Annotated in this window: 23 protein-coding genes; 14 read left to right on the top strand and 9 right to left on the bottom strand. The window is 64.3% G+C overall.

Annotation, left to right across the window (positions count from 1 at the left end; all coding sequences use genetic code 11):
* Positions 1-158 precede the first annotated feature (158 nt).
* The 5 genes from GZ092_RS07360 (at position 159) to GZ092_RS07340 (ending at position 5,479) form a co-directional block, all read left to right on the top strand.
* Positions 159-1,544 (top strand): glutamine synthetase family protein, encoded by a 1,386-nt coding sequence (locus GZ092_RS07360; RefSeq protein WP_293635744.1) that lies wholly within the window; start codon positions 159-161, stop codon positions 1,542-1,544.
* 32 nt (positions 1,545-1,576) lie between these two features.
* Complete coding sequence (locus GZ092_RS07355) at positions 1,577-2,089, top strand: GNAT family N-acetyltransferase (RefSeq protein WP_293635743.1); 513 nt, start codon at positions 1,577-1,579, stop codon at positions 2,087-2,089.
* Complete coding sequence (locus GZ092_RS07350; protein ID WP_293635742.1) at positions 2,086-3,219, top strand: iron-containing alcohol dehydrogenase; 1,134 nt, start codon at positions 2,086-2,088, stop codon at positions 3,217-3,219. Before GZ092_RS07355 ends, GZ092_RS07350 begins: the two co-directional genes overlap by 4 nt.
* Before the next feature lie 86 nt (positions 3,220-3,305).
* On the top strand, positions 3,306-4,109 hold the full coding sequence (locus tag GZ092_RS07345; protein WP_293635741.1) for a type 1 glutamine amidotransferase: 804 nt from the start codon (positions 3,306-3,308) through the stop codon (positions 4,107-4,109).
* On the top strand, positions 4,106-5,479 hold the full coding sequence (locus GZ092_RS07340; protein WP_293635740.1) for an aldehyde dehydrogenase family protein: 1,374 nt from the start codon (positions 4,106-4,108) through the stop codon (positions 5,477-5,479). The genes GZ092_RS07345 and GZ092_RS07340 overlap by 4 nt, the downstream gene beginning before the upstream one ends.
* A gap of 126 nt (positions 5,480-5,605) precedes the next feature.
* Here the strand turns inward: GZ092_RS07340 and GZ092_RS07335 are convergent, their stop codons facing one another.
* The gene (locus tag GZ092_RS07335) at positions 5,606-8,590 is read right to left on the bottom strand and encodes a DNA topoisomerase III (RefSeq protein WP_293635739.1); all 2,985 of its coding nucleotides are present in this window, start codon (positions 8,588-8,590) and stop codon (positions 5,606-5,608) included.
* A 196-nt stretch (positions 8,591-8,786) separates the two neighbouring features.
* Here GZ092_RS07335 and GZ092_RS07330 point away from each other — a divergent pair, with 196 nt between their 5' ends.
* The 3 genes from GZ092_RS07330 to GZ092_RS07320 are packed head-to-tail and all read left to right on the top strand — an operon-like array spanning position 8,787 to position 10,927.
* Positions 8,787-9,311 (top strand): SET domain-containing protein-lysine N-methyltransferase, encoded by a 525-nt coding sequence (locus tag GZ092_RS07330; protein WP_293635738.1) that lies wholly within the window; start codon positions 8,787-8,789, stop codon positions 9,309-9,311.
* A 54-nt stretch (positions 9,312-9,365) separates the two neighbouring features.
* Entirely contained in the window at positions 9,366-10,256 is an 891-nt protein-coding gene (locus GZ092_RS07325; RefSeq protein ID WP_293635737.1) for a biotin--[acetyl-CoA-carboxylase] ligase, read from the top strand.
* The gene (locus GZ092_RS07320) at positions 10,250-10,927 is read left to right on the top strand and encodes an SPOR domain-containing protein (RefSeq protein ID WP_293635736.1); all 678 of its coding nucleotides are present in this window, start codon (positions 10,250-10,252) and stop codon (positions 10,925-10,927) included. The genes GZ092_RS07325 and GZ092_RS07320 overlap by 7 nt, the downstream gene beginning before the upstream one ends.
* Positions 10,928-10,932: 5 nt before the next feature.
* Here GZ092_RS07320 and GZ092_RS07315 read toward each other — a convergent pair whose 3' ends face one another.
* From GZ092_RS07315 to nosZ, 7 genes are all read right to left on the bottom strand, one after another.
* Entirely contained in the window at positions 10,933-11,562 is a 630-nt protein-coding gene (locus GZ092_RS07315; protein WP_293635735.1) for a nitrous oxide reductase accessory protein NosL, read from the bottom strand.
* Between the two features lie 7 nt (positions 11,563-11,569).
* The gene (locus GZ092_RS07310; RefSeq protein ID WP_293635808.1) at positions 11,570-12,052 is read right to left on the bottom strand and encodes a nitrous oxide reductase accessory protein NosL; all 483 of its coding nucleotides are present in this window, start codon (positions 12,050-12,052) and stop codon (positions 11,570-11,572) included.
* Positions 12,053-12,117: 65 nt separating this feature from the next.
* Positions 12,118-12,930 carry an ABC transporter permease subunit gene (locus GZ092_RS07305; protein ID WP_293635734.1) on the bottom strand — a complete coding sequence of 271 codons (813 nt, stop codon included), beginning with the start codon at positions 12,928-12,930 and terminating at the stop codon, positions 12,118-12,120.
* A gap of 7 nt (positions 12,931-12,937) precedes the next feature.
* Entirely contained in the window at positions 12,938-13,870 is a 933-nt protein-coding gene (locus GZ092_RS07300) for an ABC transporter ATP-binding protein (RefSeq protein ID WP_293635733.1), read from the bottom strand.
* Positions 13,848-15,062: a nitrous oxide reductase family maturation protein NosD gene (locus GZ092_RS07295; RefSeq protein WP_293635807.1), complete on the bottom strand. Its 1,215-nt coding sequence runs from the start codon at positions 15,060-15,062 to the stop codon at positions 13,848-13,850. The genes GZ092_RS07300 and GZ092_RS07295 overlap by 23 nt, the downstream gene beginning before the upstream one ends.
* A 56-nt stretch (positions 15,063-15,118) precedes the next feature.
* Positions 15,119-17,755: a NosR/NirI family protein gene (locus GZ092_RS07290; RefSeq protein ID WP_293635732.1), complete on the bottom strand. Its 2,637-nt coding sequence runs from the start codon at positions 17,753-17,755 to the stop codon at positions 15,119-15,121.
* Between the two features lie 65 nt (positions 17,756-17,820).
* The gene (gene nosZ / locus GZ092_RS07285) at positions 17,821-19,758 is read right to left on the bottom strand and encodes a TAT-dependent nitrous-oxide reductase (RefSeq protein ID WP_293635731.1); all 1,938 of its coding nucleotides are present in this window, start codon (positions 19,756-19,758) and stop codon (positions 17,821-17,823) included.
* A 247-nt stretch (positions 19,759-20,005) separates the two neighbouring features.
* On the opposite strand from nosZ, the gene GZ092_RS07280 reads away from it, so the two are divergent.
* The 3 genes from GZ092_RS07280 (at position 20,006) to GZ092_RS07270 (ending at position 21,714) form a co-directional block, all read left to right on the top strand.
* Entirely contained in the window at positions 20,006-20,413 is a 408-nt protein-coding gene (locus GZ092_RS07280; protein ID WP_293635730.1) for a c-type cytochrome, read from the top strand.
* A gap of 11 nt (positions 20,414-20,424) precedes the next feature.
* Positions 20,425-21,447: an FAD:protein FMN transferase gene (locus tag GZ092_RS07275; RefSeq protein WP_293635729.1), complete on the top strand. Its 1,023-nt coding sequence runs from the start codon at positions 20,425-20,427 to the stop codon at positions 21,445-21,447.
* A 69-nt stretch (positions 21,448-21,516) separates the two neighbouring features.
* Positions 21,517-21,714 carry a hypothetical protein gene (locus tag GZ092_RS07270; protein WP_293635728.1) on the top strand — a complete coding sequence of 66 codons (198 nt, stop codon included), beginning with the start codon at positions 21,517-21,519 and terminating at the stop codon, positions 21,712-21,714.
* A gap of 63 nt (positions 21,715-21,777) precedes the next feature.
* On the opposite strand, the gene ypfH is transcribed toward GZ092_RS07270, so the two are convergent.
* Entirely contained in the window at positions 21,778-22,419 is a 642-nt protein-coding gene (ypfH, locus tag GZ092_RS07265; RefSeq protein WP_293635727.1) for an esterase, read from the bottom strand.
* A 215-nt stretch (positions 22,420-22,634) separates the two neighbouring features.
* Between ypfH and GZ092_RS07260 the strand changes: the two genes are divergently transcribed.
* From GZ092_RS07260 to GZ092_RS07250, 3 genes are all read left to right on the top strand, one after another.
* Entirely contained in the window at positions 22,635-23,111 is a 477-nt protein-coding gene (locus tag GZ092_RS07260; RefSeq protein WP_293635726.1) for a peptidylprolyl isomerase, read from the top strand.
* Positions 23,112-23,280: 169 nt separating this feature from the next.
* A complete protein-coding gene (locus GZ092_RS07255; protein WP_293635725.1) occupies positions 23,281-23,568 on the top strand; it encodes a DUF2249 domain-containing protein in 288 nt (95 codons plus the stop codon).
* A gap of 64 nt (positions 23,569-23,632) precedes the next feature.
* On the top strand, positions 23,633-24,829 hold the full coding sequence (locus GZ092_RS07250; protein ID WP_293635724.1) for an NnrS family protein: 1,197 nt from the start codon (positions 23,633-23,635) through the stop codon (positions 24,827-24,829).
* Positions 24,830-24,938 lie beyond the last annotated feature (109 nt).

Genomic DNA, 24,938 nt, shown 5'->3' with positions numbered 1-24,938 from the left:
TGCTTTGAGCAAGCGCGGCCTCCTTCAGACCGGACCTGGCAGCCGCGCCACATCGGGCGTTAGTCCTATACCCACTGGGCGCTGGCAGGCGCAAACTTCAAGCTTGGCTTACCCGGGCCGGACAGGCGGCCCACCAGACCCACCGCAAGGAGTTCAGCATGGAGACACCCGCATCGGAACACAGGCTTCATCCCGCCGTGGAAGCGGTCAAGGCGTCGGGCGCGGGCAAGGTCAAGGTGGCGGTCAGCGACATCGACGGCGTGCTGCGCGGCAAGCTGCTGCACAAGGACAAGTTCTTCGGCGTGGCCGAGGCGTATCCGGACGGCGGCTTCGGCTTTTGCGACGTGGTGCTGGGCTGGGACATGACGGACAGCTGCTACGACAACACCGCCAGCACCGGCGGGCCGCACGGCTTTCCCGATGCGCTGGCGCGGCTCGACCTGGACACCTTGCGCCATGTACCGTGGGACGACGGCGTACCCTTTTTCCTCGGCGAATTCGTCAATGCCGACGGCTCGGCCCACGCGCTCTGCCCGCGTCAGACGCTCAAGCGGGTGCTCAAACGCGCTGAAAAAATGGGTTTCTCGGTCATGACCGGCATGGAATTCGAGTGGTTCAATTTCCTGGAAACGCCGCAAAGCTGGGCCTCCAAGCAAGGCGTGAACCCCGAACCGCTGACGCCCGGCATGTTTGGCTATTCGCTGCTGCGCATGATGCGCAACCGCGAGTATTTCAAGGCGCTGATGGACGAGATGCCGGCCTTCGGCATTCCGATTGAAGGCCTGCACACCGAAACCGGCCCGGGCGTGCTGGAAGCGGCCCTGGGCTTCAGCGAGGCGCTGGCGCAGGCCGACCGGGCCATCCTGTTCAAGACCGGGGCCAAGGAAATCGGCATGCGCTTTGGCATCATGCCCAGCTTCATGGCCAAGCCGCACGCCAGGCTGCCAGGCTGCAGCGGCCACATCCACCAGAGCCTGTCGGACGGCAAAAGCAACCTGTTTTACGACGCCGGCAACCCGCGCAGGATGAGTCCGCTGTTTGAAAGCTATGTCGCCGGCCAGGTCGCCTGCATGATGGACTTCGGCCCGATGCTCTGGCCGACCATCAACAGCTACAAGCGGCTGGTCGATGGCTTCTGGGCGCCGGTCAAGCCGACCTGGGGCCTGGACAACCGCACCGCCAGCTTCCGGGTGATTGCCGGCAGCCCGAAAGCGACGCGGCTGGAAACCCGCTGCCCGGGCGCCGACGTGAACCCCTACCTGGCCATGGCGGCGGTGATAGCCGCCGGGCTCGACGGCGTGGAAAAAGGCCTGAAGCTCACCGCGCCGCCGATCACCGGCAGCAACGCGGGCGCTGACAACATCGCCCGCGCACCGCGCACCTTGATCGAAACCACGCACCTCTTCAAACAATCGGAAATTGCCCGCGACTGGCTGGGCGACGGGTTTGTCGACCACTTCGCCGCAACGCGCGAATGGGAATGGCGCCAGTGGCTCGATGCGGTGACCGACTGGGAACTGAAGCGCTATTTCGAGATCATCTAGGCATGCCAATCAAAGTGAACATGGATATGGATATGGATATGCACATACGGCGACTGCAGATGGCGGATGCGCCCGAATACCGGGCGTTTCGCCTGCGCGGCCTGCGCGAACACCCCGACGCCTTCACCTCCAGTTTTGAAGAAGAAAACCTGCGCCCGCTGGCCTACACGCAGGGGCGGCTGGGCACGCCGATGACCGAAAAAATCTGGGGTGCCTTTGTCAACGGCGCCCTGGCCGGCATGGTCGGCCTGAGCCACGAAACACGCGTGAAAAACCGCCACAAGGCTGCGCTGGTCAGTATGTATGTGGCCGGTGAATTCACCGGCCGGGGCCTGGGCCGCGCCTTGGTGAACACCGTGCTGCAGGACGCGCGGGCCTGTAGCGTGGAACTCGTCGTCCTGACGGTGACCGACAGCAACCGGGCCGCCTGCGCGCTGTACGCACGAGCCGGTTTCTCAGCCTTTGGCGTCGAGCCGGATGCCATCCGGGTGGACGGCATCGCTTTTGGCAAACAACACATGTTTCTTCAACTCCCCTCCTCATGAGCATCACCACCTTTTCCTTTCCCACGCCCATCCATTTCGGCGCCGGCGCGCGCCGCCTGGTGGCAGCGCACCTGCTACAGGCCGGCTTCAGGCGCCCGCTGGTCGTCACCGACCGGGCGCTGGCCGCGCTGCCGGTGATGGCTGAATTTTTGACGCACCTGGAAGGCCTGCAAGTGGAGGTGTTTGCCGGCGTGTTCGGCAACCCGACCCGGCGCCAGGTGATCGCCGGCAGCGCCGCCTACCAGGCGCACCGGGCCGACTGCGTGATCGGCTTTGGCGGCGGCGCGGCGCTCGACGTGGCCAAGGTCGTTGGCCTGGCGGCCACCGGCGCTGGCGACATCCTGGACTACGCCTGGGACCATCCACAGGTGCGGCCCATCGAAGGCGAACTGCCCTACTTCGTCGCCCTGCCCACCACGGCAGGCACCGGCTCGGAAGTCGGCCGCTCCAGCGTCATCAGCGAGGACGACACGCACCTCAAGCGCGTGGTGTTCAGCCCCCGGCTGCTGGCCCGGGCGGTGTTTGCCGACCCCGAACTCACGCTCGGCCTGCCGGCGCAGGTCACCGCCGCCACCGGCATGGACGCGCTGACGCACAACATCGAAAGCTATCTGTCGCCCGCCTGGCATCCGCTGTGCGACGGCATTGCGCTTGAAGGCACGCGCCTCGCGGCGCGGGCGCTGCACACCGCCGTCAGCGAGCCCGGCAACCTGCAGGCGCGCAGCGACATGATGATGGCCTCGATGATGGGCGCGATTGCCTTCCAGAAAGACCTGGGCGCGGTGCATTCCTGCGCGCATGCGCTGGGTGCCGTCTGCGACATGCACCACGGCCTGGCGAACGCGCTGATGATCGACACCGTGCTGGCCTGGAACCAGGAAGCGGCGCCGGCCAAGTTCGACGAACTCGCGCATGTTTGCGGCCTTTCGGGCGGCGGCGACGCGCTGGTGCCCTGGCTGCAGCAGCTGAAAAGCAGCATCGGCCTGGGCGGCACCCTGTCGGGCCACGGCGTCAAGCCGGCGCAGCTGCCCCGGCTGGTCGAGATTGCCACGGCCGACATCTGCCACCAGACCAACCCCCGGCCGTGCAGCGCGGCCGATTTTGAAGCCTTGTTCAACGCCGCCCTGTGAGCGCGGCCCGACACCCGGATTGGTGGCCGCGTTGCTGAATTCCAGAAAAAATATTCCTTCCTCCTCCTCTCAACCAAGAAAAAATCATGCCCGCCTCCAGCCGTTTGAAAATTGGTCTTTCCGCGTGCTTTTCCCACGCCGACCCCACACGCTCGATGTTTTCCAACAAGACGCTGCAGTATGTCGAGCAGTCGATAGCCCACTGGCTGATGTCCTCGGGCTCGATGGTCGTGATGGTGCCCTGCCCCACCGGCAGCACCCAGCGCGGCGATGTGACCTATGCGCATTACGCCCAGTGGCTCGACGGCCTGGTGCTGCACGGCGGCGCCGACGTCTGGCCGGGCAGCTATGGCGAAACGCCGCTGGAAGACCGCTGGTCGGGCGACAAGGTGCGCGACGAGTACGACAAGTCGCTGGTCGCCGCCTTCGAGGGGCTGGGCAAGCCGGTGTTCGGCGTCTGCCGTGGTCTGCAGCTGCTCAACGTGGCGTTCGGCGGAACGCTGTACCAGGACATCACGACGCAGGTACCGGACTCTTTCATGCACCGCGACGCCGACACCTACGACCTGAACTTTCACAGCGTGGACATCGTTCCCGGCACGCGGCTGTCACGGCTGTACCCCGGCGTGGAGCGGGCGCGTGTCAACAGCATCCACCACCAGGCCATCAAAGACCTGTCGCCCGAGTTCGAAGCCGAGGCCTTCAGCGTGACCGACGGCATCGTCGAGGCGATACGCCGCAAGGACCCAGCCAAAAGCTATATTGCCGCGCTGCAGTGGCATCCCGAATTCCACAAGTCCGGCTCGGACACGATCGACGACGGTGCCGTGCTGAAGGATTTCCTCGGCGCCGTGGCCGCCGCCAAAATCGCCCGCGCCGCCGGCTCATGAACCGGCTGGCCGTCCACAACCCTGCCACCGGCGCGCTGATCACCGAACTGCCGGCAGACGATGCGATGTCGGTGGCCGCCAAGGCCAGCCGGGCGCGCGCCGCCCAGCCGGCGTGGGCACGGCGACCGCTGTCGGATCGACAGGCATGCATCGAGCGTTTTCGCGGTGGCATCGTGGCCGAACTGGAGCCATTGTCGCGCATCATGACTAGCGAAACCGGCAAGCCCATCAGCATGTCGCGCAACGAACTGAACGGTTTGCTCGGCCGCATTGACTTTTTCCTGGCCGAAACCGGAACTGCCACGGCTACGCAGACGGTCTTCAGCGAAGCCGGCATGCTGGAACAGATCGAGCACCTGCCGCTGGGTGTGGTGGCGAACATCTCGGCCTGGAACTACCCCTGGTTTGTCGGCGGCAACGTCTTCATCCCGGCGCTGCTGACCGGCAATGCGGTGCTTTACAAGCCGTCCGAATACGCCGCCATGACCGGCCTGGCCATCGCCCGCCTGCTGCATGCGGCGGGCGTTCCAGGCGATGTGTTCGCCGTGCTGACCGGTGGCGGCGAAGTCGGTGCTGCCCTGCTGGACCAGCCCATCGACGGCCTGTTCTTCACCGGCTCGCATGCCACCGGCGTGAAGATTGCCCAAGCGCTGGGGCCGCGCCTGGTCAGGCTGCAACTCGAACTCGGCGGCAAGGACCCGGTCTATGTCTGCGACGACGCGAATGTTCAACATGCCGCCGCCGCGCTGGCCGATGGCGCGATGTACAACACCGGCCAGAGCTGCTGCTCGGTCGAGCGCATCTACGCGCATGCCAGCATTCACGACGCGTTCGTCGAGGCTTTCCTGTCCACGGTCAAGGGCTTCAGGGTCGGCGACCCGATGCGTGACGACACCTACATCGGCCCCCTCACCCGCGCGGCGCAACGTGACGTGCTCGATGCTCAGGCAGCCGACGCACTGGCTCGGGGTGCCACCTTGCTGACCGGTGGGCATCGCCTTCCCGGTCCCGGCCACTGGTATGCGCCGACGGTGTTTTCAGGCGTCAGCCACGCCATGGAACTGATGCGCGAGGAAAGTTTTGGCCCGCTCATCGGCATTCAGAAGGTGTCGGGCGACGACGAAGCGGTGGCCTTGATGAACGACAGCCGCTACGGCCTGACCGGCGGCGTCTTCACGCCCGACGAGGCGCGCGCCCGCCGGTTGCTGGCGCAGGTGAATGCCGGCAGCGTGTACTGGAACTGCTGCGACCGGGTCAGTCCGCGCCTGCCGTGGAGCGGCTGCGGCGACTCGGGGCTGGGCCTGACGCTGTCCACCTACGGCATCCAGGCGTTTACGCGACCCAAGGCCTGGCATTTGCGGCGGGCTTGACGGCGCACGCCAGCAGTCGGCATCAAGCCGCCAGCAAAAAAAGCATCAAAAGCGCCCTTTACGCAGGCAGGACGGACACCACCAGCTATCAATAGCCTAGCAAGCACAATAATCCTGCCGTCTGCCTCAGCTCAAATGCTTGCCCACGATCCCGGCCAGCTCGAACATCGTCACCTGCGGCTTGCCAAACACGGCCAGCAGCTTGGCGTCGGCGTTGATGGCGCGCTTGTTGGCCGGGTCCTGCAGGTTTTGTTCCTTGATGTAGTCCCACAGCTTCTTGATGACCTGCGGACGCGCCACCTGTTCGGTGCCGATCACGGCAGCCAGCGCGTCGCTGGGCTTGAGGCCCGCGCCCGGCGTGGTCTTGCGGGCGACCTTGGGCTTGTCGGTCTTGACGGCCACTTTTTTGGCCGCGACCTTGTTGGCGGCGGCTTTTTTCGCTACCGGCACGCCTGACGCCTTGACAGCCACGGTCTTGCCAAACGGCGTCTTCACGGTGCCGCCAGGGGTACGGGCGGCCGCACCCGGCTTGGGCGGAAACTTGGACGGCGCAAATTCAAAATTCACCTTGCCCGCTTCCTTGTCCCACGCCAGGTGCGCCTTGAAGGCGCGGCGCGTGCGCATCGAGACAAACTTGTCGAGCAAATCCGTCTTGCCGGTGGTCAGCAGTTTCACCATCTGCTCGCGCTCGATGGGCTGCTGCAGGATCACCTGGCCGGTCTTGAAGTCGCAACTCGGCACCGGCTGGTCCAGGGTGGGGACCGACTTTTCGCAGACATAGTTCTTGCCCAGTTCATAAACGGCAGCGGCGCACTTGGGACACGCGCCCAAGGAGGTTTGGTCGCCAAAATCGATGATTTCGCCGCTGTCTTCCTTCTTGTCGTCGCCAAAATCGAATTCGAGCTTGTAGTTCTTGGTTTCCTCGTCGAACTTGATGACCATCTCTGCGGTGAAGGGCCACCCGGCCTTGGAACGGAAACCTTCCAGCGGGCCGATTTTCTTGTCGCGCAGAAACTGCTCGACCTCCGCCAGCTCGAAGGTCCGGCCCGCCGGTGTCTTGCCGAAGCTGAAACCGCAGCCTTCGGCGGCAGGGTTGTCGGTATTGCCGACGCAGGCGTAGCGCCGGTAGTTTTCCTTGATCACGCCGCCGCAGTTGGGGCAGCGGGCCTGCAGCGTGGCGTAGTCACCGGGAATGCTGTCGCGGCTGTAGCCCTTGGCCTTTTCGACCAGATTTTTCGTCATGGCGGCAATCTCGGCCATGAAGGTTTCCCGACTGAGCTTGCCCTGCTCCATCTGCGCCAGCTTGTACTCCCACTCGCCGGTCAGCGCGGCCTTGGACAACTCCTGCACATCCAGGCCGCGCAGCAGCGTCATCAGCTGGAAAGCCTTGGCCGTCGGAATCAGCTCGCGGCCTTCGCGCAGCATGTATTTTTCGGCGATCAGCCCTTCAATCGTGGCGGCGCGGGTGGCCGGCGTGCCCAGGCCTTTTTCCTGCATGGCAGCGCGCAGCTCCTCGTCGTCGATGGTCTTGCCGGCGCCTTCCATGGCGCCGAGCAGCGTCGCTTCGCTGTATCTGGCGGGTGCGCGGGTCTTCAGGCCCTTGGCATCGGCCGATTCGACGCCGACGCGTTCGCCGGGCTTGACCGGAACCAGGCTCTGGCCCTTGTCGCCTTCCTTGGCGTCCGCCACCTCGTCGGCGGCTTCCTTGCCGTAGATGGCCAGCCAGCCCGGCTTGACCAGCACTTTTCCTTCGGTCTTGAAGCTGTGGCCGACCGACAGGGAAATACGCGTCGTGACGAGGAATTCGGCGCTCGGGAAAAACACCGCCATGAAGCGGCGCACCACCAGGTCATAGAGCTTTTGCTCGGCGTCGGACAGGCCGCTGGGCGCCTGCAGCGTCGGGATGATGGCAAAGTGGTCGCTGACCTTGGCATTGTCGAAAATGCGCTTGGTCGGCTTGACGTAGTTGCCCTTGAGGGCCGTGGCGGCGTGCGGCGCCAGATGGCGCATGCTGCTGTTGGCCAGCATTTCAAAGGTCTGTTTGACCACCGGCACATAGTCCTCGGGCAGCGCGCGCGAGTCGGTACGCGGATAGGTCAGTGCCTTGTGGCGCTCGTACAGGCTCTGGGCAATCGACAGCGTGGTCTTGGCCGAAAAACCGAACTTGCCGTTGGCTTCGCGCTGCAGCGAGGTCAGGTCGAACAAAAGGCCTGCGGCCTGGGTGGTCGGCCTGGATTCCTCGGTCACGGTGGCCGTCTGGCCGCGCACGGCGTCGGCAATGGCCTTGGCTTCGCGTTCGGTCCAGAGCCGGTCGGCTTTCAGTTCGGCATCTAGCTCTGCGCCTTCGCCGCTGGCGGCATTGGCGGTGGCACGCTTCCATTTCGGGTCGAACCACTTGCCCGGGTATTCGCCGGCTTCAGCGCCAAAAACGGCATGGATTTCCCAGTAGTCGCGGCTGACGAACTTGCGGATTTTTTCCTCGCGCTCGACCACCACCGACAGCGTCGGCGTCTGCACCCGGCCGACAGTGGTCAGAAAGAAGCCGCCGTCGCGTGAATTGAAGGCGGTCATGGCGCGCGTGCCGTTGATGCCCACCAGCCAGTCGGCCTCGGAGCGGCAACGCGCCGCGTCGGCCAGCGGCAGCATCTGCGCATCGCTTCGCAGCGCGGCAAAACCGTCGCGGATGGCGGCGGGCGTCATCGACTGCAGCCACAGCCGCTTGATCGGGTGTTTGCTTTTGGCGTACTGCTGGATCAGCCGGAAAATCAGCTCGCCCTCGCGGCCCGCGTCGCAGGCATTGACCAGCGCGCCCACGTCTTTTCGCTTGGTCAGCTTGACAATGGCGTTGAGCCGCGTCTTGGTCTTGTCCATGGGCTTCAGGTCAAAGTAAGGCGGGATCACCGGCAGGTTGGCAAAGCTCCACTTGCCGCGCTTGACGTCGAACTCTTCGGGCGCCTGGATTTCGACCAGGTGGCCGACCGCCGAGGTGACGACCCAGTCTTCGCTTTCAAAGTACTCGTCGTGCTTGTCGAACTTGCCCGCCGTGGGCGTGAGGGCGCGAACGATGTCTTGCGCCACCGAAGGTTTTTCGGCAATTACCAGTGTTTTCATAAATACTTCTTCTGACTTTTCCATCTTCGGGGAACGCTGTCCCCGGATTGCGCCAAAGCGGCTTTTTCAATTTCTGGCGCCAGAAAACGGCTGTCAGCCACGGGCCAAGGTCCGTCACTACAATACCGCTTCCTCGCGCATGTACGCGCGCCAGTGCGCACGCACACACATGAATTAACCATACCAAAAAACCGCCGTGCCCAAAAAACAGGCCTCTGCTTACCCTGCAACCGCTGCGGCTGGCAGCAGCCGGCGCCTGCAGACCCGCCGCTCGGGCGTTCATGGCAAGGGCGTGTTTGCCGTGCAGGACCTGGCCGAAGGCGAGACGCTGATCGAATACCTTGGCGAGGTCATCAGCTGGCCCGAGGCGTTGCGACGCCATCCGCACGACCCGGCACAGCCGAACCACACGTTTTACTTCCACATCGACGACGGCCGCGTGATTGACGCCAAGGTTGGCGGCAACTCGTCGCGCTGGATCAACCACAGCTGCCAGCCGAACTGCGAGGCCGACGACACCGGCGGACGGGTGTTCATCAAGGCGCTGCGCAACATCCCGGCAGGCGAGGAACTGTTCTACGACTACGGGCTGGTCATCGATGCCCGCTACACGCCCAAACTTCTGGCCGATTACCCCTGCTGGTGCGGCGCCGCCCACTGCCGGGGCACGCTGCTGGCGCCCAAGGCCAGAAAAAAAGCACGCAAAAGCGCCGAAGGCTGAGCCTGCGCGGCCGGCCAGAACCTTTTGTCCTCTACCTTTTACCGTTCCCCGCCCATGACCCCGCCCTTGCATTCCCTGCCGCCGATCCGCTGGCCCGCCGAAGCCATCTGGGAAGCCGTGGCGCCCGAGCTGCCCGGCTTCACGGTCGAGGTGCTGCCCGAGATCGATTCGACCAACAGCGAGCTGATGCGCCGCTTCAAGGGCGCGCCCGGCCGCCCGCCGCAGCCCGAGCCGCTGCTGCTGGTGGCCGAGCAGCAAAGCGCCGGACGCGGCCGGCTGGGCCGCAGCTGGCAAAGCCGGCGCGGCGACAGCCTGACGTTCTCGCTCGGCCTGCCGCTGGTGCCGGCGGACTGGTCGGGCCTGTCGCTGGCGGTCGGCATCAGCGTCGCCGAAAGCCTGGACCCGCCCGGAGCCGGACAGGCGCGCCATGCCGCCAGGCCGCGCATCGGCCTGAAATGGCCGAACGACCTGTGGCTGACCACGCCGGAGGGCGAGCGCAAGCTGGGCGGCATTCTGGTCGAGACGGCCAGCGGGGAAGGCCTGCGTTACCTGGTCATCGGCGTGGGTATCAACATCCGGCCGGTGACGCTGGCTGATTTTCCCCCAACGGGCGCGGCCCCGGTGCCGCCCGCCGGCCTGCAGGCGCTCGATGCAGGCCTGGACGCGCCCGGGGCGCTGCTGCGCATCGTGCCGGCGCTGGTGCAGGCGGTGCAGGCCTTCGCGCAGTTCGGCTTCGAGCCCTTCCAGGCGCGGTTTGCCGCGCGCGACGTGCTGGCTGGCCGCGCCGTGCAGCTGACGGACGGCACGCAGGGCACGGCCTACGGAGTGGCCGACAACGGCGCGCTGCGCGTGCTTGCCGCGGGCGGCATGGTTGAAGTCACCAGCGCCGAAGTCAGCGTGCGGCCTGTCGCCCCGGGATTTGCCGGGGGCGCGGCGCCATGCTGAGGGCATTGGCCCTGGCGCTGCTGCTGGCCAATGCGCTGTACTTCGCCTGGGGCCAGGGCCTGCTTGCGGCCTATGGCCTGGCGCCTGCGCGGCAGTCCGAACCCGAGCGGCTGGCGCAGCAGATCCGGCCCGAAGCGCTGCAGCTGGTCCTGCCCGCTGCGCCCCCGTCTCCACCGGCGCTCAGCGCTGCTGTCCGCACTCCACCTGCGCTTCCCGCCGGCGTGTCCTGCCTGCAGGTCGGTGTGTTCACCGAACGTCAGGCACGCACGCTGCGGCCGCGTCTGAAGGCCGGCCTGCCCGAAGGCAGCTGGTCGTTTGAAAGCAGCGGCGATTCGGTCCGCTGGATCATTTACATGGGCAAGTACATCAGCAAGGCGGCGATGAACCGCAAGCGCCAGATGCTCCAGCAGCTGGAACTGCCTTTCGAGCCGCCCCTCAGCCCGATGCTGAAGCCCGGACTGTCACTGGGCAGTTTTGCCTCCAGGACTGACGCCGAGGAGGCCCTGGCGCAGATGAACCAGCGCGGCCTGCGCAGCGCAAAAGTGGTGCTGGAACGGCCAGAACTGCCCAGCCTGTGGCTCAGGCTGCCGGCGGTGGACAGCCGGATGCGAACCCGGCTCGATGCCCTTACCCCGCAGTTCGCGGGCAAGGCAGTGCAGGCCTGTAGCTGAGGGCTTCAGTGCCCGTGCGCCGCTGTAGCCCTGAGGCCGTGCAGCAGTTCAGGGGTGACGTCGGAGGCGCTGAGCAATTCTCCGCCGTGCGCACGCACAAACCGCTGTGCCGCAGCGGCTTCGGCAAATGCCGGCAGATTCCCGGTCCGCATCGGTCCCCGGGCCGACGAGCCGTGTACATAAGTGGCATTGCGCGCAGGCACCCAATGGCCATTGTCGGCATCGCTCACATAGCTGGCAACGATATCGTCCGCGTGATGGCCCTGGCTGTAGCGCGCCACATCGTGCAAGTACACGAACAAACTCAGGGGCGAGTCAAAAAACTGGGCATCGCCATTGCCCAAAATGACCTGCGCAGCCCAGTCCCGCGAACGCGCCGGGTACATGCCGCAGACCGGGCAGCGCGCATCGGCAGGCACCACGCGTGGCGCGGTAAGCGGCAGCCCCGACGCCGGATCGTAAGGCGTGGGAGGTGCGACCACACAGACGTCAGGCGCCATGCCGGGTGATGTGCCTGACAGCGCGTTGTGCAGGACAGGTACGCTCCACGCGGCCAGCACCCCGCCCAGGACAATGGCGGCCAGCGCCAGTGCCCCAAGCGCCTTCACCGGCTTGTGTCGGGACAACAGCGTCATGGTGTGCTTACATCCGTGTGTCGTGCGAGGCCCCGCCGCTCAGATCGACCATGTCGGGCTTGATATCGGCAAAGCGCATCACCTTGCCGCCGTACTCGACAGCAAATTTGTTGGCGTCGGTTTCCTGGGCAAAGCTGGCAATCGTCGGCCCCATGGAGCCGTGGCGCTTGCTGCCCAGTACATAGACGGCGGTCCTGGCGTCAATCCAGTGGCCGATAGGGTGTTCCCATTCGGCCTGGCCCATGTCCTGCACATAGATGGCGCTGGCGTGGCGCACCTGCTCGCCCGCCAGCAAGGTGTTGAACAACTCCACCATGTCGCAGAAAAAGCTCGGCTGCGCCTGGCCCACATAGTGCACCTGCGCCTTGGGACCGGGGTAGTCGGCCAGCAGCATGCCGTCGAGCTCGCAACTCGTCGAGCGGTCTATCTCGACCGGCGCCAGGGCGGTGGCCTCGGTCGCCTTGTCGCAGGCTGACAATCCCAGGCCCATCAGGGCGCTGAGCACGAAGGTCCGGGCGAGTGAGCGCACCGACAGGTTTAAGAATTTTCCATGGGTCATTTGAATCTCCAGCGCGCGACCAGCAAGGGCAACGCAATCCATACCAGCATGACACCTCCCAGCAGCGCCTGGCTGCCCATCGAGGCCGGAACGATGGTCGAAAGGCCATAGAGCGTGCGCACGTCGTCGAGCGAGAACACATTCAGGATGCGAAACACATCCGCCGGATTGAGCAGCAGCAGCCAGGCAAAAACGTCGCCCCCAAAGCGGCCGCCCGTGGCCACCAGCACGCCCAAAAGCAGCAGGTCGAACACCAGCACGAAGAAAAACCACAGCGCAATCGCCATGCCCGAGGCCCGCGTGCGCTCGCGCGCCACCACCGACAGCAGCACGGCCAGGCTCAGGAACGCCAGGCCCAGCAGCACCGAGCTGACCATGAAGCCAAAGTAGTGGTACAGCCCGGCCCAGCTCAGTTGCTGGTACAGCAGCACGGCGACCAGGCCGAAGCCGGCCAGGGTCGAGAGCGTCAGCGCGGCGGCAAGCCCGAGGTACTTGCCCAGCAGCAGCTCCAGCCGCGTGATGGGCAGCGACAGCAGCAGGTCGAGCGAGCCGCGCTCGCGCTCGCCAACGATGGCGTCAAAGCCCAGCAGCAGGGCGATCAGCGGGATCAGGTAAATCACCAGACTGACCAGGCTGGCAATGGTCACTTCAATGGAGCGAAAGCCCACGGCGCCCTGCTGCGCGCCGCCAAAATAGGCGATCACCAGCGAGAACACGGTGAACACCAGCGCCACTGCCAGAACCCAGCGGTTGCGGATGCGGTCGCGGAATTCCTTGGCGGCCAGGGTGAAAATTTGCGTCAGTTCCATGGCGGTCTCATTCGGAAAAGCCGAAGAACAGGTCTTCAAGCGAAGGTTCGCGCAGCGCCAGGTCGCGCACCTGGTTGCCAAAGGGGGCCAGCACGGCCAGCACCGTCATCTTGTGCTCGCGCGGGCAGGCCAGGCGCAGGCCGCCCGGCAGGGGTTCGGCGGTGCTGCCCGTCGCCGCGTGCAGCGCCTGCGCCAGCGCGTCCATGCAGGCGGGATCGAGTGCCAGGTCAAATACCAGCGGTATCTGCGCCTGATCGCGCAGCGCCTGCACGCTGCCCAGCGCCTGGATGCGGCCATTGGCCATGATGGCGAGCCGGTCCACGCGTTCCTGCAACTCGGCCAGGATGTGCGAGGTGATCACGACGGTGACGCCGCTGGTCTGCAGCGTGCGCAGCGTGGCGTAGAAGTCGCGGATGGCCTGCGGGTCGAGGCCGTTGGTGGGCTCGTCGAGGAACAGCACCTGCGGCGTGCCCAGCAGCGCCTGCGCAAACCCCAGGCGCTGGCGCATGCCCTTGGAATACTCGCGCACCGCACGCTTGCCGGCGTGCGCCAGGCCCACGCGTTCGAGCAGCCCGGCGCATTGCTCCAGCGGCGCATGCTTGAGGCGGGCGAAAAAGCGCAGGGTTTCCAGCCCGCTCAGGTTGTCGTAGAGCACGACGTTTTCAGGCAGGTAACCGATGTGCCGGCGTGCAGCGCGAAAGCCCCGGCCGAGCACCGGCGCGCCGCCGAGCACGATGTTGCCCGTGGTGGCGGCCTCCAGCCCGAGCATCATCTTGAACAGCGTGCTTTTGCCCGCGCCGTTGTGGCCGATGAGGCCGAAAATCTCGCCGCGCGCGATGTCGAGGTCCACGCCATCGACCGCATGCACCGCGCCGTAATATTTGGTCACGCCGCGCAGCGAAACTGCCGCTTGTGCGTCAACCGGGGAAGTACTTGCCACGCCAGGAGCTCCAGTTCGTATGTTCAGGGTGCATGTGGGGGTGTGCGTCGACGACCGAGGGTACGCGCAACACGGGAAACTGCTGGCCGACCAGGCGCAGCGCCTGCACTGCCGGGCTGGCCATCAGCAGCTTCATGGCGGGGTAGCGCCAGGTCAGGCGATCGACCATGTCATTGGCCTCATAGGGCACGTCGCCAATGCCGTTGCCGTCGCGGTCCCAGCCGATGTAGTTGCTCCAGTAGTTGCCCACCTTGCCGCCCCAGGCTACGTCCTTGGTGCCCACATAGCGCACCTGCTCGCGGTTGCCGATGAATTCGTTGCCTTCCACGACATTGTGGATCACGCCCGCCGAGAGATGCGCGCCGACGAAGTTGTCCACCACCAGGTTGCGCCGCAGGGTGACGTACTCGACGTCGTAGATGAAAAAGCCGCGCTGGTTGCCAGCCACGACGTTGTCCTCGACCACCGAGTCCTGCACCGAGCGCAGCATGATGCCGTGGTCGGCGTTGCCCCAGGCGCGGTTGCCGCGCACCGTCTGCTCGCGCACTTCCATCAGCGCCAGACCGCCGCGGTTGTAGTAGGTGTCGTTGCCTTCCCACAGGTTGTAGTAGGACGTCATGTAGTGCGTGCCGTAGCGGCTGTGGTGCAGCTTGTTGCCCCGGAACACCGCGTGGTGGGACACGTCCACATACATCGCGTCGCGCACGAAACTGATGTTGTTGTCGAGAATCTGCGCGCGCTGCGAGTTGTAGAGCTGGATGCCGTTGCCGCGCCGCGCCGAGTCGAAGTCGCGCTTGCCGGTAATGGTGTTGCCCTCGATGCGCACATCGTTCACCTTTTCGACCCACAGGCCGAACAGGTTGTAGGTCAGGTCGCAGTGCTGCACGACGGCACGGTCGGAGCCGGGATAGAGGTAGATGCCGGCGTTCTGGTCCTGCAGGCTGCTGCCCGAGTCGCGAACGATCAGGCCTTCGATCGTGACATCGGTCGCGGTGACGCGGATGGTGTCGCCCAGGTTGCCGCCACTGATGGTCGGGCGGTCGATGCCGCGCAGCGTCAGCGGCTTGTCGATCCGCAGATTGGCGCGGTAGTGGCCGCGCTGCACCTCGATCACATCGTCTGGCGCAGCAGAAGCAATGGCGGCCTGCAGGTCTTGCCCTGGCCGCACCGCCACCGTGGCGGCATGCAGCATGGGCAGACCCGCCAGGGCCAGCAGCGCGGCACAGGCCAGCCGCAGTAACGCAGACTTCATAAAACCAGCCAACCGAGCGACTTGAACACCAGGAACAGTGCCGCGCCAATCATCAGGTTCTTGAAGCCCACATAGCTCACCATGTCCATCACACCAGCCACACGGTAGTGGTCGCGCCACCACAGGCCGTCCTTGACGTAGCGCTTGCCTGACAGGCGGATCAGCACCTCATAGACGCTCCAGCCAAACCACCAGCCAATGATGGCGCCAGAAGACAGGGTGCCCATGGCGGTCATCACCCAGGCCACGCTGGCCGCGATAGCCAGCGAGATACCGGCAATCTGCAGCGCGCGCTGCGAGCGCCAGCCGTCCTTGCTCCAGGGCCACAGGTGGTCGCGCACTTCCAGCCACAGCCACTGCAGGCCACGCGCACCGTTCTTGTGCGCCGGCAACACCGGCGGTGTGGGCATGCGCGGGTCGGGGCCGTTGACCGCCTTGGCGCTGATCTGCCCGGTGAAGCTGGTGGCGGGGTAGATCGGGATGAAATAGCCGTTCTTGCCAATCGGCGTCATTTCCAGGCCGTCCTTTTCGCGGCGCTTGCGTTCCTTGGCCAGCGGCGGGCAGCCCTTGGTGTCGGTGTACAGAATCATGCAGTCCAGGCAGTGCAGGCACTCGCGGTGGTCGATGCGGCCATCGGCGTCGATCGCCTGCGCACCGCAGCCCACGGCACAGGCCTTGCAGCTGTTGCAGTCCTGCTTGCGCTTGAGGCCAAACCACCGGAAGGTGCTGGGCATGGCCAGCGACGCCCCCAGCGGGCAGATGTACTTGCAGTAGGGCCGCTCGATGAAGATCGACAGACCAAGGATGGCGGCCACGAACAGGCCGTAGGGCCAGGCGCGGTTTTGAATGCCGACCAGGAAGGTGGTCTTGAAGGGCTCGACCTCGGAGAGCTTCTCGGCCAGGCCCATGGAGAACATCGACACCGTGATCAGGCCAAAGAAGACGATGTACTTGAGCCATTTCAGCCGGTCGTGCCAACGCTGTGGCACCTGCGTCTGAAAGCGCTTGAAACCAATCTTGCGCGCCACCTTGTAGATGGCCTCAGACAGCGAGCCAAACGGACACATCCAGCCGCAAAACAGCCCGCGCCCGAACAGGAACACGGTGATGATGATGAAGACCCAGAACAGGAAGATGAACGGGTCGGACAAAAACAGCGACCAGGTCCACTGGAACAAGAGTGCATGAAACCAGGTCAGCACCTGCGTGATGGACGGCTGCGCCATGGCGCCAAAGCCGACGAAGCTGATCGACAGCGCCCACGCGGTGTACTTGAAGGCGTTGACCGGCCACTTGTTCTTGTGCGTGGACAGGCGCGTGAGCTTTTCGCGGTAGGCATAGACCACCGTGACGATCACCAGCAAGATGGCAAACAACACAATTTCGACCGCGCGTGACTTCCAGATGCGCACCCAGGGGGCATCGGGCTCAACCACCTTGGGTCGGCCGCCTTCGAGCATGGAGGCAGGCAGCCAATAGGGCGTGTCAAAGCTGGTAAAACTCTTGGCGCCGGTGGTGCGGTCAATGCCGTTGCCCAGCAGGCTCAGCTTCCAGGGGTAGGCGTCGGAAAATGCCTTGGAGCGGATGATGAAGATCGCCGATTCGTTGAAACGGGGCGCACCCGCAGCTTCCACGCCATAAAGGTTCAGGTAGTCGAGGTCGCGGAAGGTGAACGAGTCGGCGCCCTGTTTGACCTGCACCCGGTCATACAGGCCACCGCGCACAAAGCCAGAACCCTTGAACGATTCGCGCCCGCGTGTGCGGATCACGAAAATGGCGTGCTCGCCGTCCTTGAGTTGCTGCTGGAGGCTTGCCCAGCCGGTGGCGCCAAGCACACTTTTGCCAATGTCGGGATGGCTCAGGTCGCCAAACCACAGTTCGATGAAAGGGTCGGCGCTGCGCTCCTGGCCGAGCTGCTCGGGCATCACCAGCAGGTGCTGCACCGCGCCGCGCCCCACCAGTTCGTCCCAGGTGAGCGCATTGCCCGTCACCTTGTAGCGCGCTGGCTCGCGCATCGTGGGCGCCAGAATGCCGACCTGGCGGGCCACGCTGGTGCCCGAAGTCATCATGACCTGGTTTTGTGCGATGACGGTGACGGTGGCGCCAGAGATGGCGTCCAGGCCGATCACGCCCTCGTCTGGCCGCGACTGGCCGATCTCGATCTTGTCGGCAATGGACTTGCCGAGGTACTGGTCGTTGAATTTGAGCAGCGCGGACTCGGGAATGCCCAGCAGCAAGATGGGCTCGGAGTGCTTGAGCACCTTCACGCCGACAAAATGTCCCGTCTTGTCCATGCCGATCAGCGTCACCACGGGCTTGCCCGAGTAGGCGGGTGTGTCGGTGATGTCGGTCGAGAGCATCACGTAGCCCAGCAACTGGCGGCCGTCGCCGGCCTTGTCGTAGGCTTCAACGTAAGGCGGCTGGCCCTTGCGTTCTGAAAAATGGGTTGCGCCCGGGAAAACGTCCTTGCACGGCAGCAGCGCGCACATGTCCCTGGCGGTGGCCAGGTCGGCCGGGAGTTCGGCTTCGTAGGTGCCTGATCCCGCAGCCTGTGCGTGTGGAGAAATGGCTGTCAGCGCAAGAACGAGCGCGACCCACAGTGCCGCCAGAAAGCGGGATGGAGGCAAAAACATCGGATATCCAGACTACAAAAAGGGGCAGCGCACCACAGTTAGCGCGCTGCCCCGGGCTGGGCTTTTCAAGCCTCGACCAGCATGCGCGAGCGCATTTCAAGGTGCAGCGCGTGGCAGAAGTTGGTGCAGTAAGCCCAGTACACGCCCGGCTTGTCGGCCATGAAGGTGACCGACTTGGTCTCCTGCGGGTTGACGATGAAGTTGATGTCGTACTTTGGAATCGCAAAGCCGTGCGTCAGGTCTTCCACCTTGTCGAGGTTGGTGAGGATGATGGTCACCTCGTCGCCGCGCTTGACGGTCCACTCACGCAGGCCGAAGGTGGGCGCCTGGGAGGTGAGGTACACCGTGACCTTCTTGCCCTTGCGTTCCACCCGGCAATCTTTCGCGTCCTTGACGGCGTTCGGAAACTCGTTGATGTCGTACACCTGGCGGGTGCGGATCAGGTTGCGCGGGATGATGATGGAGTCGTGCGGCTCGGAGTACACCGCATGGTCGGCCACCAGCTTCATCTTGTCGCCGCTGATGTCGATCAGTTGCGCCGTCTCGGGATGCAGCGGGCCCACAGGCAGGAAGCGGTCCTTGGAAAACTTGTTGTCCGACAGGAAGTACTTGCCATCGGCGTTCTTGGTTTCACCCATGGAGGTGAAGCCGTGACCCGGCTGGTACTGCACGTCGAGGCGGTCCACCACCGGCTTGGCGGTCTTGTCGCCCTTGTAGGACTTGATGGCGGCTTCCACGTTCCACTTGACGATCTGGCTGTCCAGAAACAGTGTGGTGTAGGCGTTGCCGCGGCCGTCAAAGCCGGTATGCAACGGGCCCAGACCGATTTCGGGCTCTGCCACCACGGCATCGCGGGCTTCCTTGAGTTCGCCGTCGAACCACTTGAGCACCAGCGCGTGCTCGATCAGCGTGGCCGTGGGCGAGAGCTTGCCGGAGCAGGCGTAGTACTTGCCGTCCGGGCTGGCATTCACACCGTGCGGGTTCTTGGACACGGGCACGTAGCAGACCAGCGAGGTCTTGGGGTCGGGGTTGCCGTCCTTCGTGCCATCGACCACCGGCACTTTGGAGCCGCCGTAGGTCTTGAATTTTCCGGCCTTCACGGCTTCTTCGATGCGGGCAATGTTGAAGAAGAGGCAGCCGTCACGCTCGGCGGACATCATGTCCTCGTAGTGCACGCCCTTTTCAGTGTTGTACTGGTTCGTGCAGGCCAGCTTGCCGTCATAAGAACTCGCAACCAGATCGCAGTTGCCGTCGATCAGCACCTGCCAGCGCATGTCCATGGTCTCGGCATCCACGCAGCTGAAGATGGAGCGGTAGTTCTTGGTGTCATCCATGTTCTTGCCATCGTTGACCAGAGGGATGGCGAATTCACCACCGCAGAACACACGCGTCGTGTGGTTGATGGCCTGGTCCACCGGGTCGCGCTTGTCGGGGAAAGTGCCGTGGAAACCCTGCACCAGCGGAATCTCGGTGATCTTGTCGGTTTCCATCGTATCCATGCGGATGCGCGCCAGGCGGCCATGGATTTTGTCGTTCACGAACATGTACTTGCCGTCGTAGGTGCCATCCTTGTACGACGGGTGTATGTGGTGCGTATCACCGGTGTGGTACTTGAGGCTGCCATCAGGCTTGGTACCCAGAATCTTTTTCGATTCGTTGGTAATGCCCCAGCCGACCAGGCAGTCCATGTTGAACACAGGAATGCGCTTGAACAGGCGGCCGGACGGCAACCCATAGATCCGGCATTCGCCCGAGTGACCGCCTGAAGAGAAAGAGTAGTACTCGTCGAGCTGGCCAGGCGGCACCTCGTATTTACTCAAATCGGACACGGCGTGCGAGGCTGCCGGGGCCGAGGCCGCAGCCGAGGGCGCCGCGCCGGCTGCAGGCTTGTCGTTGCAGGCGGCGACGCCTGCCGTCAAGCCGGCAAGCGCAGCGGTGTTGATGAATCTGCGGCGTCCCATCACGCTGGGTGGATTGGACGGAGTGTCTGGCTTTTGGCTCATGATGAAGTTCCTGAATAAATACATACCAGCTGCCTTGCGGCCGGCGCTTGTGCAATCACAGCCCCTATGTTCGATTCAAGAGCCTTGGAAGATATTGACATTTGTCAAAGATACATTTTAAATACCATTTTTTATTCTTGTCAAAGATACATTTCCAATACAATTTTCATTTGTACGAGTACTATCAAATCACAGTGCATTTTTTCTGAGCTGTCTAGAATTTGCCCACTTTCCAACGGAGTCTTCCATGCATAAACCACTGAACGTCCTGGCCATCGCGGCGCTGGCCTTTTTTCTGACCGCTTGCGGCGATAAAAACCAGGCCACGCCGGCCGCATCGGCTCCAGCACCCGTGGCAGCGCCAGCCCCCGCACCGGCGGCCCCCGTGGCGGTTGCCGATAACGCGGTCGGCAAGAGCACGTTCAACAACACCTGTGCCCTTTGCCATGCCTCCGGCGCGGCAGGCGCACCCAAGACGGGCGACAAGGCTGACTGGGGACCGCGCATTGCCCAGGGCAAGGACACGCTCTACAAGCATGCGCTGGAAGGCTTCAACGGCGCCAAGGGCGCCATGCCGGCGCGCGGCGGCAGCACCACGCTGTCAGATGACCAGGTCAAGGCGGCTGTGGACTACATGGTGGGTCTGGCAAGCTAAAGGACAGTGTCATGATGCTCAAGCCTCGCCTGAACCAGGGACGCCGCCGTCTGCTTGCCGGCTTGCCCCTGCTGGCCACCGCCCTGTTCCTCAAACCGGCGCTGGCCGAGCCGAGCGTGAGGCAAGCCTCGCGTACCCTGATGGGAACGCGCGTGGACATCACCGTGCAAGGCCAGCGTGCTGACGAATCAGACATGGCGATGGCTGCCGCCTTTGCCGAAATGACGCAGCTGAGCGACATGATGAGCCGCTACCGCATCGACAGCGAGGTCAGCGCCCTGCACCTTGCTGCGGGGCTGCAACCGGTCGTGATAGCGCCCGAGACGATGCACGCACTGAAAATGGCCAGACACATGTCCGAGCGCAGCCAGGGCGCTTTTGACATCACGGTCGGGGCATTCAACGGCTGGAACTTCGATCCGGCCCAGGCTGTGATTCCGGATGCAGCGGAAATTGCGCGCGAGTTGCCGCTGGTGAACTACCGCGATCTGGTTCTCGACGAAAAATCCGCCACTGCCTATTTGCGCCGCCGTGGCATGCGCGTCGATCTGGGCGGCATTGCCAAACTCCCCATACTGCAGGCCGGCATGGCGGTGCTGAAACGCCATGACATCAACAATGCCATGATCAATGGCGGCGGCGATGTGCTGGTCAATGGGCAACTGCAAGGACGTGACTGGCGCGTGGGCCTGCGCGATCCACGTGCGCCGGAGCGCATTCTGGGCGTGCTGGCATTGAGCGAAGGCTTTGTGGCCGCTTCGGGGGACTATGAGCGCAGTTTTCTACAGAATGGCCGACGCTACCACCACATCCTGAACCCCAGGACCGGCCAGCCGACACACGGCCCGCATGGCGTGACCCTGGTGTCGCGCAAGCTTGAAGACATCAACGGCCTGGGTGCGGCCATCATGGTGGCAGGCGCCTCTGCGGGTCGCCGTCTTCTGGAGCCTCTGCGGGGTGTGGACACCCTTATCGTCGGGGCTGATCAGCAACTGTGGCTCTCGCCGGGCATGGCCACACGATTGCGCACCTGAATCGATTGAGCGCAGGGCGATGGCATGGAGCTGCTGACCCATTGATTTTTCAGCCTGCTTTTAAATGGCATGGGTTTGAACACGCAGCAAAATCAACAGATTGCGCATTCAGATGCGATTGCCCTGCAACCATCCCTCATGCGCCATGACGGAAGCACACCGACCGGCAAACGAATTTTTGGATTAAAAATGCCTTTTGCGCACACCCCATATGCGCGAGCAGCTATTTATTCAATAGCAAAAAATACTGCTTTTTGCATTCTGTGACTGCCAGTCAAGCGGGCTCTGCCAAAGAGCCAATTTCTTTCTTGCCGCTCAAGTCCCACCGTCTTACAGCGCCTTCCAGAAGCGCAGCGGCACGCAGGTCTGCAGCCGCGTGATCGCCTGGTCCATCAGCGCCGGATGCAGCTCGTGCGCCAGCGTGCTGGCGACATCGAGCGTGGCGTCGGCGCCAAGTTCCATCAGGTGCGCAAAATCATGGCGGACGCGGGCCACCGGCACCACTGTGTCCTGGTTGCCGTGCAGGAAATGCAGCGTGGTGAGCGCCGGCGCCCTGGCAGGCCAGGCGGCGTAGCAGCCGCCAAAGGCCAGCACCCGGCCGGCCAGGCCGTCGTGCGCATCGCTCAGGGCCAGCGCCAGGCTGGCACCGGCGCCAAAGCCGAGCAGCGCGGTGTCGGACTGCAGCACGTTGAAACGCTGCTGCTGCGCGCGCACGAAATCGGCCAGCGCCCCGACGGCCTGCGCCAGCGCTTCGGCGCTGACCGGCGCATTGGCCGACGGCAAGGTCAATCCTTCGGGAATCAGCACCGCCGCCTGGGCAAACGCATCGCCCAGCCGGTTGCCCAGTTCCAGCAAGTCCAGCGCCGTGCCGCCGGCGTCGTGCAGCAGCACGAACAGCGGCCGGGGGCTTTGGGCGCCTGAAAGCAGCTCAATGGTTTCAACAGCGCAAGGATTCGTCGGCAGGGTGGTCATGAGGTCGGGACAGGATTGAAATACGGGCCTGAATTATGAAAGCATGGCCAGTTTGCTGCCCGCAGCGCACGGCCGGTGTAGTCCGGATTCCCGGCTGGCTGCGCGATGGCGCTGGTTGCCGCACAGCACATGCTCCATCGTTGCTAAGATCATTTCCCCGAAACGGGCTGACCGCGCAATCGGCACAGCCCCCTTTTTGCAGAGAACTTTTGTCCATGAAAATTGAAAAAAATACCGCCGTCACCCTGCGCTTCAAAGTCTCTGACGCCCAGGGCAAGCTGATCGAGGACGGCAAGGAGCCGATGGTTTACCTGCACGGCGGCTACGGCAACACCCTGCCGAAAATCGAGGAAGCGCTGGACGGCCGGGAAGCCGGCTACCAGACCACGCTGGCGCTTGACGCCGAAGACGCCTTCGGCCTGCGCGATGAAGACCTGGTGCGCACCATTCCGCGCAGCCAGTTTCCGCCCGGTGTGAAGGTGGGCGGCCAGCTCGAAGGCCAGGGCAGCGATGGCCGCAAACAGGTCTTCAACGTCGCCAAGATCAAGGGCGACACGGTGATCCTGGACGCCAACCATCCGCTGGCCGGCAAGGCGCTGCGCTTCTCGCTCAAGGTCATCGACGTGCGCCTGGCGTCCGACGATGAAATCGCGCACCAGCATGTACACGGCGAACACGGCCACAAGCACTAGCCCCCACGCTCCCGCTGCGCCTTGCGGCCCGGCACACCGGGATGATTTCGCGCTGACAACACATTCTGTGCGTTCACAAGACAAAGCCATATCCCTGTTGGTCAAATAGATGTATTATCAATGCATCTTTTAAACCGGTTCCTGAGCCGCCTTTTTGATCGGATTTTCCATGACCGTCTGCGCCACTCCCACCCCTGTCGATGTCCGCAAGCTGGCGTTGCATGACCGCTACCCGGTGGCCTCTGCTGCCTTTAACCTGCTCGATGCCGGCGAAAGCATGGAACTGGTCCACGACCAGGACCTGAAGACGCTCAAGCGCCTGTTCGAATCCAGCCTGCCCGGGAAATTTTCCTGGGTCGGGGTGGAACAGGGTCCGGCGGTATGGCGCGCATCCATCACCCGGCTGAAGTCCGGACACGGCAACGGTGGCTGCTGCGGCGGCTGCGGCGGCGCCTGAGCGGCTTCACGCCCGGCCGCCCTGGCGCACAGGCTGACCTGGCGCCTTCTTGAAAGACTTCCTGATGTCCCCACTCCTCCAGCTCAATAATCCGTCCGCCGCACCCGCCGCATCGCCGCCCGGTTTTGCCCTGTGGCAACTCGGATTCAGGCCGTTCTACCTGCTGGCCAGCGTGTTTGCCGCGCTGTCCATCGGCCTGTGGGCGTTGCAGTTTGCCGGCTGGCTGGGCACGCCTTACCTGGCGGGGCCGATGTGGCATGCGCACGAGATGCTGTTCGGCTTCACGCTGGCGGTCGTCGTCGGGTTCCTGTTCACCGCCGGGCGCAGCTGGTCCGGCCGGCCGACGCCGACCGGCGCGGCGCTGATGGCACTGGCCGCGCTCTGGGTGGCCGGACGGGCGCTGGTGCTCACGCCCTTCGGCTGGGCGGCGGCGATCGTCAATGTCGCCTTTCCGCTGGCGGCCGCCATCGGGCTGGCGATTCCCTTTATTGCGGCGCGCAACAAGCGCAACTATTTCTTCATTGCGCTGCTGCTGCTGATGGCCGCTGCGGTGCTGGGCATCCACCTGGCGCAGCTGGGCGTTACCACGCTGCCCGGCTGGATCGGCATCCAGGTCGCGCTGGACGTGGTGCTGTTCATCATGGCGGTGATGGGCGGGCGGGTGATTCCGATGTTCACCAACGCCATTGACGGCGCCGGCGCCACCAAGCGCCCGTGGCTTGAAAAAGCCGCACTGGGCTCGACGCTGGCCCTGCTGCTGGCCGATATGCTGCCGCTGCACGGTGCGCCGCTGGCGCTGCTGGCCGGTGTCTGCGCCGCCGCACATCTGGCGCGCTGGGCGCTGTGGCAGCCCTGGAAAACCTTGCGCACGCCACTGGTCTGGGTGCTGCATGTGGCCTATTTCTGGATTCCGGTGTACCTGGTGCTGCGCGGACTGGGTGAAATGGGCCTGGTGTTGCCGTCTCTCGCCAGCCATGCGCTGACGGTTGGCGCCATCGGCGGGCTGATCATGGGCATGATGACGCGCACCGCCCTGGGCCACACCGGACGGCGGCTCAAGGCCAGCCGTAGCGATGTGGCGTGTTACCTGCTGGTGCTGGCCGCCGCATTGATCCGCGTGTTTGTGCCGCTGCTCATGCCGGCGCAACTTGTCCATGCCGTGCTGGTATCGGCGTCGCTGTGGTCTGCCGGCTTTGCGCTGTACGCGGTGACCTACTGGCCGGTGCTGACGCGGGTGCGGGTGGACGGCAAGCCGGGCTGAACGAATTTCGCCGTGCGCAGCGGCAGGCAGGGCGCGGCGCCTGCACTCATCGCGCGCGCCCTTCCCTTCTCCGGCACTCGGCAATGCCCGGCAGTCCACTCCGATCACC

Source organism: Polaromonas sp. (genome assembly GCF_010365105.1).
Taxonomy (GTDB): Bacteria; Pseudomonadota; Gammaproteobacteria; order Burkholderiales; family Burkholderiaceae_C; genus Polaromonas.
This window is presented reverse-complemented; position numbering and strand designations above follow the sequence as displayed.